Source organism: Xanthobacter sp. 91, from assembly GCF_000702385.1.
GTDB classification, from domain to species: domain Bacteria; phylum Pseudomonadota; class Alphaproteobacteria; order Rhizobiales; family Xanthobacteraceae; genus Xanthobacter; species Xanthobacter aminoxidans.
On sequence record NZ_JNIB01000001.1, the window covers coordinates 166,061 to 179,182 of the forward strand.

Genomic DNA, 13,122 nt, shown 5'->3' on the forward strand with positions numbered 1-13,122 from the left:
GATCTCAATGCGCCACCGCCGCCGCCGCCGCCTCGTCGATGAGGCGGCCGGTGCGGAAGCGGTCGAGGGTGAAGGGGGCGTTGACGGGGTGGGGCTCGTCGCAGGCGATGGTGTGTGCGAACACATGGGCCGAGCCCGGTGTCGCCTTGAAGCCGCCCGTGCCCCAGCCGCAATTCACATAGAGGCCCTTCACCGGCGTCTTGCCGATGATGGGCGAGCGGTCCGGCGTCACGTCGACGATGCCGCCCCAGTTGCGCAGCATCTTCATGCGCGTGAACTGGGGAAACAGCTCGCAGATGGCGTCCAGCGTGTGGGTGGTGATGTGGAGCCCGCCCTGCTGGCTGTAGGAGACATACTGGTCCGTGCCCGCGCCGATCACCAGCTCGCCCTTGTCGGACTGGGAGATATAGGCGTGCACCGCGTTCGACATGAGCACGCAGGGAAAGCACGGCTTCACCGGCTCGGAGACCAGCGCCTGAAGGGGAAAGCTCTCCAGCGGCATCCGCACCCCGGCCATGGCCATGACCATGGAGGTGTGTCCCGCCGCCGAGACGCCGATCTTCTTCGCCCCGATCGGCCCGCGCGTGGTTTCCACCCCGGTCACGGCGCCGTCCGGCCCGCGATGGATGGCGGTGACCTCGCAGTTCTGGATGATGTCGACACCGAGCGCGTCCGCGCCACGCGCATAGCCCCACACCACCGCATCGTGCCGCGCCGTGCCGCCGCGCCGCTGGAGGGCGCCGCCGAGCACGGGATAGCGGATGTCCGGCGAGATGTTCAGCTGCGGGCAGAACTCCTTCGTCTGTTCCCGCGTCAGCCACTCGTTGTCGATGCCGTTGAGGCGGTTGGAATAGACGTGGCGCTTGAAGCTCTGCACGTCGTGCTGGTTGTGGGCCAGCATCAGCACGCCGCGCTGGGAGAACATGACGTTGTAGTTCAGCTCCTGCGAGAGCCCTTCCCACAGCTTCACCGCGTGCTCGTAGAGGGCGGCGCTTTCGTCATAGAGGTAGTTGGAGCGGATGATGGTGGTGTTGCGGCCGGAATTGCCGCCGCCGATCCAGCCCTTCTCCAGCACCGCGATGTTGCGGATGCCATGCTCCTTGGCGAGGTAGTAGGCGGCGCCGAGGCCGTGGCTGCCGCCGCCGATGATGAGGACATCGTAGGCCGGCTTGGGCGTCGGGTTGCGCCACTGGCGGCTCCAGCCCTTGTGGGCATTCAGCGCCTCGGCGAGGAGGGTAGGAAGGGAGAAGCGGCGCATGGGGGTCTCTGAATGGAGAAACCGGGGGTGTCCCCTGTTCGACCGCGACAATGCGCCTGCCCGGTGCGAGGCTCTCGTGGAAATGCGACGGCAAACTGGAATGAAAGCGACACAGACGCCGGTCTGCCCTTCCGTCTGCCGCTGCGCCGTATGCCCCTCCGGCACCGGCGCGGCCGGGCAGAAAATGGCGCCATCCCTCAAAAATGAACGCAAGATAAGGTGTGACGCGGAAGCCGCGACGCTATAAGGAGCCGATGAGGCGCTCTCCCGGCGGTGGTGCAGGGGGAGCAGCCGCCCCGCCATGGCGCCGACGGGCCCCGTGGCCGAACCCGAGAGTCGAGCGCGAGCAAGAGATGAGCACGAGCCGAGACGCGTCCTTCCTCGATGCCGCACGCCGGGAGCCGCCCGCCGCCTCGTCTGCCCGTCCGCGCCCGCCGGTCATCGACCGCAGCAGCCTCGCCCGCGCCTTCGACGACCTCTCGGTCTATATGAATGCCTGCATCCTCGGTCAGCCGGCCTTCGTGGAACTGCTGCTGATCGCCGTGCTCGCCGACGGCCATCTTCTGGTGGAAGGCGCGCCGGGCCTTGCCAAGACCAAGGCCATCAAGGCGCTGGCCCATGCCATCGACCTCACCGACCAGCGCATCCAGTTCACGCCGGACCTTCTGCCCTCCGACCTCACCGGCACCGACATCTACCGGCCGGAAGACGGCAGCTTCCAGTTCCAGGAAGGGCCGGTGTTCCACAATTTCATCCTGGCGGACGAGATCAACCGCGCGCCCGCCAAGGTGCAGTCGGCGCTCTTGGAAGCCATGGCGGAGCGTCAGGTGACGGTGGGGCGCACCACCCGCCGCCTGCCGCCGCTCTTCATGGTGATGGCGACCCAGAACCCCATCGAGCAGGAAGGCACCTATCCCCTGCCCGAGGCGCAGCTCGACCGCTTCCTGCTGCATGTGCGCATCGATTTCCCTGATCTCGACGCCGAGCGCCAGATCCTGCGCCTCGTGCGCGGCGAGGCCCGGGGCGAGTCGCCGGATTTCGGCGCGCCCTTGCCGCAGGAAGTGGTGTTCGCCGCCCGGCGCGAGGTGCTGGCCGTGCACATGGCGGAGCAGGTAGAGGAATATCTGCTCCAGCTGGTACAGGCGACGCGCCGTCCCGAACTTTACGGAGCGGATCTCCAGGGCCTCGTCGGCTTCGGCGCCAGCCCGCGCGGCACCATCGCCCTCGACCGCTGCGCCCGCGCCCATGCCTGGCGGCGCAAGCGGGACTATGTGATTCCCGAGGACGTGCAGGCCATCGCCAAGCCCGTGCTGCGCCATCGCGTGCTGATGACCTTCGAGGCCGAGGCCGACGGCGTGACCAGCGACGACTTCATCGACCTGCTGCTCGCCCGCGTGCCGGTGGGCTGAGGCGACACACGCCATGGCCGAGCGCGATCCGCTCCGGGGCGTCGTTGCCCGCCTCGCCGACCTGGTGGCAGCGCGTCCGCGCGTGCAGGGCGGCTTCTCGGGCGGCAAGCGCGTCAGCAGCCAGCTCTACGGGGGCCACAGCTCCTCCTTCCGCGGCCGCGGCATGGAGTTCGACGAGGTGCGCGTCTACCATCCGGGCGACGACGTGCGCACCATCGACTGGCGGGTCACGGCCCGCACCGGCAAGACGCACACCAAGCTGTTCCAGGAGGAACGCGAGCGCCCGGTGCTGGTGCTGGTGGATGCGCGCGCCTCCATGCGCTTCGGCACCCGTGACTGCTTCAAGTCGGTGCTGGCGGCCAAGGCGGCGGCGGTGCTGGCGTGGATCGGCATCGGCGGCGGCGACCGGGTGGGCGGGCTGGTGCTCTCCCCCTCCGGCATCATCGCGCTGCGCGCCGAACGCACCCGCCGGCGCATCCTCGCCTTCGTGCGCTCCATCGCCGACGCCACGGCCGAGCGCCTCGGCCCGCCCGGCTCCGAACCGACGCTGGGCGAAGCGCTGGCCCGGCTGCGTCCGCTGGTGAAGCCCGGCACGCTGATCTTCCTCGTCTCGGATTTCGCCGACCTCGACGAGCACGCCGCCCGCGAGCTCGGGCGCATCGCGCTGGACGGGCACGTCACCTGCCTGTTCGTCTATGACCGGCTGGAGACGCAGATGCCCTCCGGCGGCGTCTTCCCCGTCACCGACGGAGTGGCCGTCGCCCGCCTCGACGACAGCCGCGCGTCGGCCCGGGAGGGCTATGCCCGGCGCTTCGCCGATCGACGCGGCGCGCTGGAGCGCCTCTGCCGCGAGCGCGGTCTCACCCTGATGGACCTCGAGACCGGCTGCGACCCGGCGGAAGTCCTCAACCCCGAGCGGATGCGGCAGGCGGCCGTCTCGGCGCGCGCCGGCGCAGCCGGGGCGATCGCCCCTGGCGCAGGACGGACGGCGGCGCGATGACCACCCCTGCCGTCCCGCCCGCAACCACCACGCCGGGGGCCGCCGCCGGCCCCACCCAGCTCATTGCGCCCGGCGGTGCTCCGGCGGCGACACCGCCCAATTTCCAGACGCCGGATTTCCTCAACGGAGCGCCGCCCGCCCCGCCCGTGCCGGGATCGGCCGAGGACCCGCTGGCGGCGCTGCGCGACATCCATCTGCCCCCGGACGTGCCCCTCTTTCCGCTGGCGCCGGGCTGGTACGTGCTGGCCGGGCTGGTGGTTCTGGTGCTCATCATCCTCGCCGTGCGCGAATGGCGCTGGCGGCAGACGCTCGCCTACAAGGCCCTGAAGATGTTCGATGCCGAGGTCGGCCGCGCCGAACCGGACGATACCCACGCCGTCGCGGTCGCCGCCTCGGACGTGCTGCGCCGGCTGGTGCGTGCCGAGTCCGGCGAGGCGAAGGCGACGCTCACCGGCGAGGCCTGGGCCCGCCTGCTCGTCACCGGCCGTGCGCCCTTCGCCCCGCGTGAAGCCGCCTTCCTCGCCCGCGCCCCCTACATGCCGGCGCAGACGGCGGAGCAGGTCGCCGCCGGCAGCATCACCCCCGCCACCCTCGCCGACGCGGTGCGGCGCCATATCCGGGCGCGCCGATGATCACGCTCGCCTGGCCCTGGATGCTGGCGCTGCTGCCGGTCCCCCTCCTCGCTTACTTCGCGATACCCCGCGCCCGCGAGCAGAAGGCCGGCGCGCTGCGCCTGCCCTTCTTCGCCGCCCTCGCCCGCGCCGGGCTGGTGACGCCGGGCCGGCCGGCGTGGCGCAAGACGCGCCTCGCCGCGCTCGCCTTCATCTGGACCCTGCTCGTGATCGCCGCCGCCCAGCCCATCTATGTGGGCCGGCCGGTGGAGGTTCCGGTGGAGGGGCGAGAGATCATGCTGGTCATCGATCTCTCCGCCTCCATGGCGCAGCGCGACCTCGCCCTCAACCAGCCGATGGACCGGCTGCAGGTGGTCAAGAAGGTGGCGGACGACTTCATCGCCCGCCGCGCCGGCGACCGGGTGGGCCTCATCCTGTTCAGCACCCGCGCCTATGTGCAGGCGCCCCTCACCCTCGACCGCCGGGCGGTGCGCGAACTGCTCGCGCAGGCCACCATCGGCATGACCGGGCGCAACACCTCCATCGGCGACGCCATCGGCCTCGCGGTGAAGACCCTGCGCGACGGGCCGGAGAAGGAGCGGGTGGTGGTGCTGCTGACCGATGGCGCCAACACGTCAGGCGTGCTCGATCCGCTCCAGGCCGCGGCCATCGCCGCCAAGGAGCACCTGCGCATCCACACCATCGGTGTCGGCTCCGATGCCGGGGAGTTCATCCCCGGCGCGCCCATGAACCCGTCCTCGGACCTCGACGAGGGCGCGCTCAAGGCCATTTCCGGCCTCACCGGCGGCAAGTATTTCCGCGCCCGCGACCAGCAGGCCCTGGCCGGCATCTATGCCGAGATCGACAAGCTGGAGCCGGTGGCCGGCGATCCGCAATATGTGCGGCCGGCCCTCACCCTGTTCTTCTGGCCGCTCGGCGCCGCGCTGGTCGCGAGCTTCCTGTTCGCCGCCGCCGTGCTGCTTCGGCTGCCGGCCCGCCGCGCGGCCGAAGCGCCCGCGCCGCAGGACGGCCCGGCGGCCGATGCCCCGGCGCTGCCGGTTGCGGAGGCGCGCTGATGGCGAGCTTCCACTTCCTGCGGCCGGAATGGCTCCTGGCGCTGCTGCCCGCGGCGATCCTCGCGGGCCTGCTCCACCACCGCCTGCGCGAGGGCCGCAACGACTGGGCGCGCGAGGTGGACCCGCACCTCCTCGCTCACCTCGCCCTGCCGGGACGGCGCGCCTCGGGCCAATGGCCGGCCGTGCTGCTGTTCGCCGGATGGGTCGCCGCCGCCTTCGCCATGGCCGGCCCCACCTGGCAGAAGCTGCCGCAGCCGGTGACGGGCCGGCTCGATCCGCTGGTGATCGCGGTCAACCTCTCGCCGACCATGAACGCGCCCGACGCCAGCCCCTCGCGCCTCGTCGCCGCCCGCTACAAGATCGCCGACGTGCTGCAGCAGATGCGCGGCAGCGAGGTGGCGCTGGTGCTCTATTCCGACATCCCCTTCGCCGCCGCGCCGCTGACCGAGGACGCGCACGTGGTGGCGCAGATGCTGCCGGACCTCTCCACCAGCCTCATGCGCGGCAATGCCAACCGCCCGCAGGCCGCCATCGCCATGGCCGTCGACCTGCTGAAGGGGGCCGGGGCGGCCAGCGGGCGCATCCTGCTCGTCACCGACGGGCCGGGCGACGAGCCGGGCAAGACCCAGGCGGCGGCGAAGGCGGCCGCGGCGGAGGGCTACAAGGTCAACGTGATCGGCGTCGGCGCGGATGGCGCCAACGGCGCGCCGGCGGTGGACACCGCCGCCCTGAAGGCCATCGCCACCGCCGGACAGGGGGCCTATACGCCGCTCACCGCCGATGACCGCGACATCGCCGCGGCCCTGCCCCCGGTGGCGACATCGAACGGCGCCGTCACCGACAGCGAAGGCTTCACCGCCGACGTGTGGGCGGACATGGGGCCTTACGTGCTGCTGCTCGCTCTGCTGCTCGCCCCCCTCGCGTTCCGGCGCGGCTGGATCGCCGTCCTCGCCGTCACGGCCCTCGGCGGCCTCGCGACGCCGCAGCGGGCGGAGGCGCAGACGATCCAGGAGACCGTGTCGCAGAACCTGCCGCAGAGCTGGGCCGACCTGTGGTGGCGGCCCGACCAGCAGGGCGCGGCGAACTACGCCCGGGGCGACTATTCCGCCGCCGCGCAGAAGTTCGAAGACCCCGCCTGGAAGGCCGATGCGCTCTACAAGGCCGGCGACTATTCAGGCGCCTCCGCCGCGCTCTCCCGCCTGCCGGGCCGCGACTACAACCGCGGCAACGCGCTCGCGCGCGCCGGGCAGCTCGAGGAGGCGGTGGCCGCCTACGACAAGGCGCTGGCCGCAAACCCCGACAATGCCGACGCCAAATTCAACCGCGACCTCGTGCAGAAGCTGATCGACGCGAAGAAGAAGCAAGAGGAAGACAAGCAGAAGCAGAACCAGGCCGGCGGCGGCGGTGGGCAAGACCAGAACAAGGACCAGAACAAGGACCAGAAGCCCGACCCCAAGTCCGACCAGAAGCAGAAGCAGGACCAGAAGCCCGGCGGGGACAAGCCGCAGGAGGCGCAGAACGGCCCGCAGCCGGGCCCGCTCCCCCCGCCTGCGCCGCTGCCGCCGCGCCGTCCGCCCGAGCTGGCGCAACAGCCGCCCCCCCGCCCCGGCAGCCGCCGCAGGAGCCGCCGCCGCAGGAGCAGGCGCAGCAGGCGCCGCCGCCCGATTCCCCGCCGGCCCAGCCGCCGCTGCAGAATCCCCAGCAGCCTCCGTCCGAGCAGCCGGAGGCCATGGCCGGCGGCATACCCGCCGCGCCGGTGACGCCCAAGGAGCCGCCCCCGCCCATGCCGGACGACAAGGGCGACGGGCAGGAGGCGGGCAAGCAGGACCCCAACTCAGCCTTCGCCGCGCCCCCGCCCTCGCCCGCCCAGGTCGCCCAGCCCAAGCCGGCCCAGCCCGCGCCCCAGACGCCGCCGACCGTGGCGTTCAGCGACGACGACCAGAGCCGCGAGCAGGCGCTGCGGCAGGTGCCGGACGATCCCGGCGGGCTGCTGCGCGCGCGCATCCGCTCCCAATATACCGGCGCGCCCGTGTTCCTCTCCGAGGGAGACGCGCAATGATCCGTGCCGCGCTCCGCACAGGCCTGATCTCCCTCGCCCTTGCGCTGGGGGCGACGGCAGCCCTCGCCGCATCCTTCAAGGCCACGGTGGAAAAGCCGCCGGCGGACCAGGGCGACACCTTCGAGCTGGTGCTCAGCGTCATCGGCCGGGACAGCCTCGAGCCGCCCAATATCAGCCCCCTCAACAAGGATTTCGAGATCCTCGACCGCGGCAAGCGCAGCCGCATGGAGAGCCTGAACGGCCGCATGGTGGAGGTGAACGAGTGGGTGCTGACGCTGGCGCCCAAGCGCGCCGGCCATCTCGTCATCCCGGCCCTCACCCTCGGCAGCGAGACGAGCGCGCCCATCGAGATGAACGTGGCGCCCGGCTCCACCGCCGAGCCGCCGGACGACGGCCCCATCGCCCTCTCCGTGGATGTGCTGGGCACACCGCCCTTCTATCTCCAGAGCGAGATTCCCGTGGTCGTGCGCATGTATGACAGCGTGGGCGCCCTGGAGGCGTCGGCCGACCAGCCGGCGGCGGACGGCGCCACCTTCACCCCCGACGGGACGCTGAAGCGCTTTTCCCGCATCTACGGCCGCCAGCGCTACCGCGTGGTGGAGCTGCGCTACATCATGCGGCCGCAGCGCACCGGCACCATCCAGATCTCCTCGGTGGCCCTGCGCGCCTCCATTCCCACGTCCCCGCCGGGCGCGCAGGAGCAGGCGCGGGCGCTGGGCCGCCCCGCCATGCCGTGGCTCGGCGGCGGCTTCGATTCCGGCCGCAAGGTCACGGTGTTCGCCAATCCGGTGGAGGTGACGATCCTGCCCCGCCCGGCCGGCGTCACCGGATGGTTCCTGCCGGCCCGCGCGGTGCGCCTCAAGGAGACCTGGAGCAGCCCGCCGGCCAAGGCCAAGGTGGGTGTCGCCCTCACCCGCACGCTGCGGCTGGAGGTGCAGGGTGCCAGCCCCGCCCAGCTGCCGCCGCTGAAGCCGGCGGAGACGGACGGCGTGCGCCAATATGCCGACGAGGAGCATCCCGAGGCGGCCCAGGTGGGCGGCGCGCCCGGCGCGGTCGCCGAAGTCCACATCACCGTCGTGCCCACCCGTGCCGGATCGATCACGCTGCCCGCCGTCACCGTGCCCTGGTGGAACATCGCCACCAACCGTGCCGAGACCGCCCAGCTGCCGCCGGTGACGCTGCAGGTGGCGGGATCGGCCGATCCCGCCGGTCTCGCCCCGCCCCCGGCGCCGGCGGCGAAGTCCGCGCCCAAGCCGCAGGCGACACCGGGCGACGACGCCCCCCTGCCCTGGCGCGACATCGCCGCCATCGCGCTGGTGGTGGTGATCATCGCCAGCTTCCTGCTGTTTTCCGGCCGGCGCGCCGGACGCAGGGCGAGCGCCATTCCCCAGCCGCCGGAGCGGCCCGTCGCCGCCCCGCCTGCGAGGCCCGGCCGCCCGACACCGACGCGCCCCGCCGTGCGCCGGCCGATGGTGATGGCGCCGGATGAAAGGGCCGCCGCCGGTGCGGTGGAAGCCGCGTGCAAGGCCGGCCACGCCACGGCCGCCTATCGCGCCTATCTCGACTGGAACCGCGCCTCAGGGCCCGGCCATTCGGGCACAGCCTCAGCCCGCACCCCGGCCATGGCGGCGGCGCTGCATGAGGTCAGCCGCCACCTTTATGCAGGGGAAGGGGACACCTGGGACGGCCGCGGCTTCCGCTCCGCCTTCACTGCGGAGCGGAAGGCTGCCCTGAAGCCGACGAAGGCACGCACCGCGCGGGGCCTCGCCCCGCTCTATCCGAAGGCGCGCTGAGGGGGCTGCGCTGCCCCAGAAGCCCGCGCGGCGCTTGAGCGAAAGCCATGTCAAAAACCCGCGCGGCGCTTGAGCGGAGGCAACGCTCAAGTCCCGCCCCACACCCGCCGCATGTAGTCTGTGAAGACCGTCACGGCAGGCGCGCGCACCGGGGTGGCCCAGGCGGCGCAGGTGACGAGCTTGTCGGCCACGTCGTCGAGATCGCGGATGACGATGCCGCGCCGCTGCAGGTTGCGCACGCAGCTCGCATAGACCGAGACCCCCGCCCCCGCCGCCACCAGCCCGAAGATGCCTTCGGAGGACGACGCCTCCTGCACGATGCGCGGGGTGAAGCCGGCGCGGTGGCAGACGGCGAAGAAGGCGGTGCGGAAGGCGCCCCAGTTCTCGCCCGAGCCCAGCACGAACGGCTGGTCGGCAAGGTCGGCGAGGCGCAGCACCCGCACGTTGGAGAGGGGATGGGTGATGGGGAGCAGCGCCACGTAGCGATGGTCGTCGAAGGTGTAGCTCTCCATGCCCGCCTCCTCGAACGGCCCGATCATGAAGCCGATGTCGATGCGCTCCACCAGGAGCGCCTCCTGCTGCTGCAGCGTCGGGGTGAACGACAGCTCCAGCCGGATCTCCGGCCGGTAGCGGCTGAAGGCGTTCAGGAATTCCGGCAGGCGGCCGTTGATGGCGAAGTCCATGTAGCCGATGCGCAGCACGCCCACCTCGCCGCCCGCGGTGCGCCGCGCGCTGGTCACCGCCCGCTCCAGCCGCGCCAGCGCCTCTCGGCTTTCCGCAAGGAAGGCTTTCCCCGCCTCGGTGAGCACCACGGTGCGGGTGGTGCGGGCAAACAGCGGCACGCCGACATCCTGCTCCAGATCGCGGATGAGGCGGCTCATGCCCGGCTGGGTCATGTGGGCGCGCTGGGCGGCGCGGCCGAAATGCAGCTCCTCGGCGAGGATCACGAAGCAGCGGACGTGGCGGAGATCGAAGCGCATGCCTATTGATACCACAAAAGATATCAATAGCGCCGAAATTAGAATTTCCCAAGCCGACTGACCTCGCCCAATCTTCTCCCTGCGAGCCCGGTGGCAACGGGCACAAAACCATCAGGGATCAAGGACATGGCCTTCGAGGAAGACCTCGACGCAGCGCTGACGCGCGCCTTCGAGCAGGCAACCCAGCTGTACCAGCGCAACGGCTTCCAGCGGCGGGTCGGCTTCGGCCGGCGGCCGGCGCTCATCAATGTGGACCTCGCCAATGCGTGGACCCGCCCGGGCAACCCGTTCACCTGCGAGAAGATCGACGACCAGATCATCCCCGGCGTGCAGGCGCTGCTCGCCGCCTGCCGTCGCAACGGCCATCCGGTGGTTCATGTCACCACCTGCTACCAGGTGACGGACGAGACCAAGGCCGCCACCGACATGGGCCTGTGGCACCACAAGATCCCGATCGAGGTGGTGGACCAGGCCAAGCCCGAGCTGTGGGCCATCGACAGCCGCATCGAGCCGGTGGCAGGCGAGCAGGTGCTCATCAAGAAGCGGGCCTCGGCCTTCCACGGCACCTATCTCGCCGGCTTCCTGCGCGCCAACAACGTGGACACCATCCTCGTCACCGGCGTCACCGCCTCGGCCTGCGTGCGCACCACGTTGTGCGACGGCCTCGCCGAGGGCTTCCGCACCATCGCGGTGAAGGAATGCATCGGGGATCGCGTGCCCGGCGCCGTGGCGTGGAACCTGTTCGACATCGACGCCAAGTTCGCCGACGTGGAGCCGCTGGAGCGCTGCATTGCCTATCTCGATGAGGTGGGCGGCAAATCCAGGGCGGCCGCGTGAGGCCGAAGTACTTCTGACAAGACCTGCCGGTGGCGCCCCCAGCGCCGCCGGTTTTAAGCGTTCGACTTCAAATCATAATCCAGAGGCGAACATGACCAAGCTCATTACCCAGCTCACCGGCGCCCCCTCCCGCCGCGCCGTCCTTGCCGGCCTCGGCGCGGGCGCCACCGCCCTTGCCATGCCCGGCCTCGCCCGCGCGCAGGACAAGACCCTCGTCGTCTCCAACTGGGGCGGCGACTGGAACGAGCGCACCATCAAGTTCGTGGAAGCCCCGCTCGTGGAGAGCCAGGGCATCAAGATCGTCCGCGATCTCGGCATGGAGCCCGAGCGCAAGGCGAAGCTGATCGCCGAGAAGCGGCTGCGGCGCGGCACCATCGACGTCATCCACATCAACGAAGGCGACAGCGTCGAGCTGTACGGGCAGGAGGTGATCGAGAACATCGACTTCTCCAAGGTGCCGAACTACGCGAACGTCGTCCCCGCCCTGAAGTCCAAGCCCTTCTTCGTGCCGTGGCTCTACAGCGGCGTGACCATCATCTACAACAAGGACAAGGTACCGAACCCGCCCAAGTCCTATGCCGAGCTGTGGGACAAGAAATGGGCTGGCAAGATCGGCCTCACCAACCAGCTCTATTTCAACTACATCATGATGGCCGGCCTGATTAAGGGCGGCAACGTCACCAATACCGAGGAAGGCAAGGCGCGCCTCCTCGAGCTGAAGGAACTCACCCAGCCGCGCATCTATGCCGCCCACCAGCAGCTCGGCGCCGGCCTCGTCAACGGCGAGGTGGACATCGCGGTGAACTACAAGGCGCGCGGCCTGCAATGGGCCAATGACGGCGCCCCCCTCGCCATCGGCTACCCGTCCGAGGGCGCCATCGCGGTGATGTTCGGCGCGGCCCTGCCGAAGAAGGCGCCGAGCCCGGATTTGTCCTACATCTATTTCAACGCCATGCTGGACCCGAAAGCCATGGCCGGCCTTGCCGGCGCGAGCTTCTACGCCCCGGCCAACGGCAAGGCGGAACTTTCGCCCGAACTCAAGGCGAAGGTGGACTTCACCGCCGCCGAGGCCGCCGCACTGAAGTTCCCCGATTACGCGCACGTGGCCAAGAATACGGCGGAATGGCTGGAGTGGTGGAACAAGAACATCGCCCGCTGAGCGAGGCCCCCATGACCTCCTCCGCAAGCTCCGGCGCCACCGCGCCGGTGGCAACAACATCTCCGCCCGCACCGCGCGGGCGGGAGGGGCGGCGGCTCGCCCCCGCCTACGGCCTCACGGCGCCGGCCACGATCTTCGTGCTGGTCGCGCTGATGGGGCCTCTGGCGCTCATGTTCCGCTATTCGCTGAACCGGTTCGTGCCGGGGCAGATGATGGTGGAGGCGCTGACGCTGGACAATTACGCCCGCTTCTTCGCCGACAGCTTCTATCAGGAGGTACTGGGCACCACGCTGTGGATCTCCGCCCTCTCCACCCTGCTGTGCCTCGTGGCGGGCTTCCCGGTCGCCTATTTTCTGGTGCGGCAGGCCAGCGACAAGTGGAAGGGGCGGCTGCTCCTGCTCATCGTGCTGCCCCTCCTGATGGGCAATGCGGTGCGGACGGCGGCGTGGATGGTCATCCTCGGCGACAAGGGGCTGTTCAACGCCGTCATCGGCGCCGTCGGCCTCTCGCCGGTGAAGCTGATGTACACGCCCACCGCCGTGGTCATCGGCCTCGTCTCGGTGCTGCTGCCTTTCATGGTCGTGACGTTGCAGAGCGTCATCGAGGGCATCGACGCGAACCTTGAGTCCGCCGCCCAGTCGCTGGGCGCCTCCCACCTCACGGTGCTGTGGCGCGTGGTGCTGCCGCTCGCTCTGCCCGGCATCCTCGCCGGGACGATGCTCTGCTTCATCCTCTCCATGAACGCCTATGCGACGCCCGTCCTCATCGGCGGGCCGAGCTTCCACATGATGGCGCCCACCGTCTACCAGCAGGTGGCGAAAGCCATGAACTGGCCGTTCGGCGCGGCGCTCGCCTTCGTGCTGATGGCGGTGACTTTGGTGCTCACCACCACCGCCAACGTCCTGGTGCAGCGCCGCTACCGGCGCTGGAGCGAGTGAGG

General features: G+C 70.6%; 12 protein-coding genes. 10 read left to right on the forward strand and 2 right to left on the reverse strand.

All coding sequences use genetic code 11. The features are described from left to right. Positions 1-4 precede the first annotated feature (4 nt). Positions 5-1,258: a sarcosine oxidase subunit beta family protein gene (locus A37E_RS0100950; protein WP_029554909.1), complete on the reverse strand. Its 1,254-nt coding sequence runs from the start codon at positions 1,256-1,258 to the stop codon at positions 5-7. Between the two features lie 488 nt (positions 1,259-1,746). Between A37E_RS0100950 and A37E_RS0100955 the strand changes: the two genes are divergently transcribed. The 7 genes from A37E_RS0100955 to A37E_RS0100985 are packed head-to-tail and all read left to right on the forward strand — an operon-like array spanning position 1,747 to position 9,206. Beyond that, complete coding sequence (locus A37E_RS0100955; protein WP_051460815.1) at positions 1,747-2,667, forward strand: MoxR family ATPase; 921 nt, start codon at positions 1,747-1,749, stop codon at positions 2,665-2,667. A 13-nt stretch (positions 2,668-2,680) separates the two neighbouring features. Then, complete coding sequence (locus A37E_RS0100960) at positions 2,681-3,667, forward strand: DUF58 domain-containing protein (RefSeq protein ID WP_051678688.1); 987 nt, start codon at positions 2,681-2,683, stop codon at positions 3,665-3,667. Next, complete coding sequence (locus tag A37E_RS25730) at positions 3,664-4,299, forward strand: DUF4381 domain-containing protein (RefSeq protein WP_051678689.1); 636 nt, start codon at positions 3,664-3,666, stop codon at positions 4,297-4,299. The genes A37E_RS0100960 and A37E_RS25730 overlap by 4 nt, the downstream gene beginning before the upstream one ends. Next, positions 4,296-5,354, forward strand: a complete 1,059-nt coding sequence (locus A37E_RS0100970) for a VWA domain-containing protein (RefSeq protein WP_051678690.1) — start codon at positions 4,296-4,298, stop codon at positions 5,352-5,354. The genes A37E_RS25730 and A37E_RS0100970 overlap by 4 nt, the downstream gene beginning before the upstream one ends. Then, on the forward strand, positions 5,354-7,114 hold the full coding sequence (locus A37E_RS25030; RefSeq protein ID WP_038192373.1) for a VWA domain-containing protein: 1,761 nt from the start codon (positions 5,354-5,356) through the stop codon (positions 7,112-7,114). Before A37E_RS0100970 ends, A37E_RS25030 begins: the two co-directional genes overlap by 1 nt. Then, the gene (locus A37E_RS0100980) at positions 7,084-7,413 is read left to right on the forward strand and encodes a hypothetical protein (RefSeq protein ID WP_029554914.1); all 330 of its coding nucleotides are present in this window, start codon (positions 7,084-7,086) and stop codon (positions 7,411-7,413) included. Before A37E_RS25030 ends, A37E_RS0100980 begins: the two co-directional genes overlap by 31 nt. Beyond that, on the forward strand, positions 7,410-9,206 hold the full coding sequence (locus A37E_RS0100985; protein ID WP_029554915.1) for a BatD family protein: 1,797 nt from the start codon (positions 7,410-7,412) through the stop codon (positions 9,204-9,206). Before A37E_RS0100980 ends, A37E_RS0100985 begins: the two co-directional genes overlap by 4 nt. Positions 9,207-9,292: 86 nt before the next feature. On the opposite strand, the gene A37E_RS0100990 is transcribed toward A37E_RS0100985, so the two are convergent. After that, positions 9,293-10,186, reverse strand: coding sequence for a LysR substrate-binding domain-containing protein (locus A37E_RS0100990; protein ID WP_029554916.1), 894 nt, complete (start codon positions 10,184-10,186; stop codon positions 9,293-9,295). 126 nt (positions 10,187-10,312) lie between these two features. On the opposite strand from A37E_RS0100990, the gene A37E_RS0100995 reads away from it, so the two are divergent. The 3 genes from A37E_RS0100995 to A37E_RS0101005 all read left to right on the forward strand — a co-directional run bounded on the left by A37E_RS0100995 (position 10,313) and on the right by A37E_RS0101005 (position 13,120). Then, positions 10,313-11,023 (forward strand): isochorismatase family protein, encoded by a 711-nt coding sequence (locus tag A37E_RS0100995; RefSeq protein WP_029554917.1) that lies wholly within the window; start codon positions 10,313-10,315, stop codon positions 11,021-11,023. Between the two features lie 91 nt (positions 11,024-11,114). Then, positions 11,115-12,182 (forward strand): extracellular solute-binding protein, encoded by a 1,068-nt coding sequence (locus A37E_RS0101000; protein ID WP_029554918.1) that lies wholly within the window; start codon positions 11,115-11,117, stop codon positions 12,180-12,182. 11 nt (positions 12,183-12,193) lie between these two features. After that, the gene (locus tag A37E_RS0101005) at positions 12,194-13,120 is read left to right on the forward strand and encodes an ABC transporter permease (protein WP_081837377.1); all 927 of its coding nucleotides are present in this window, start codon (positions 12,194-12,196) and stop codon (positions 13,118-13,120) included. The last annotated feature ends 2 nt before the right edge of the window (positions 13,121-13,122 follow it).

Coding starts and splice junctions, on each gene's coding strand:
- A37E_RS0100970 (WP_051678690.1), top strand. CDS start 4,296: ATGATCACGCTCGCCTGGCCCTGGATGCTGGCGCTGCTGCCGGTCCCC.
- A37E_RS0100990 (WP_029554916.1), bottom strand. CDS start 10,186: ATGCGCTTCGATCTCCGCCACGTCCGCTGCTTCGTGATCCTCGCCGAG.
- A37E_RS0100980 (WP_029554914.1), top strand. CDS start 7,084: ATGGCCGGCGGCATACCCGCCGCGCCGGTGACGCCCAAGGAGCCGCCC.
- A37E_RS0100950 (WP_029554909.1), bottom strand. CDS start 1,258: ATGCGCCGCTTCTCCCTTCCTACCCTCCTCGCCGAGGCGCTGAATGCC.
- A37E_RS0100955 (WP_051460815.1), top strand. CDS start 1,747: ATGAATGCCTGCATCCTCGGTCAGCCGGCCTTCGTGGAACTGCTGCTG.
- A37E_RS0101005 (WP_081837377.1), top strand. CDS start 12,194: ATGACCTCCTCCGCAAGCTCCGGCGCCACCGCGCCGGTGGCAACAACA.
- A37E_RS25030 (WP_038192373.1), top strand. CDS start 5,354: ATGGCGAGCTTCCACTTCCTGCGGCCGGAATGGCTCCTGGCGCTGCTG.
- A37E_RS25730 (WP_051678689.1), top strand. CDS start 3,664: ATGACCACCCCTGCCGTCCCGCCCGCAACCACCACGCCGGGGGCCGCC.
- A37E_RS0101000 (WP_029554918.1), top strand. CDS start 11,115: ATGACCAAGCTCATTACCCAGCTCACCGGCGCCCCCTCCCGCCGCGCC.
- A37E_RS0100995 (WP_029554917.1), top strand. CDS start 10,313: ATGGCCTTCGAGGAAGACCTCGACGCAGCGCTGACGCGCGCCTTCGAG.
- A37E_RS0100960 (WP_051678688.1), top strand. CDS start 2,681: ATGGCCGAGCGCGATCCGCTCCGGGGCGTCGTTGCCCGCCTCGCCGAC.
- A37E_RS0100985 (WP_029554915.1), top strand. CDS start 7,410: ATGATCCGTGCCGCGCTCCGCACAGGCCTGATCTCCCTCGCCCTTGCG.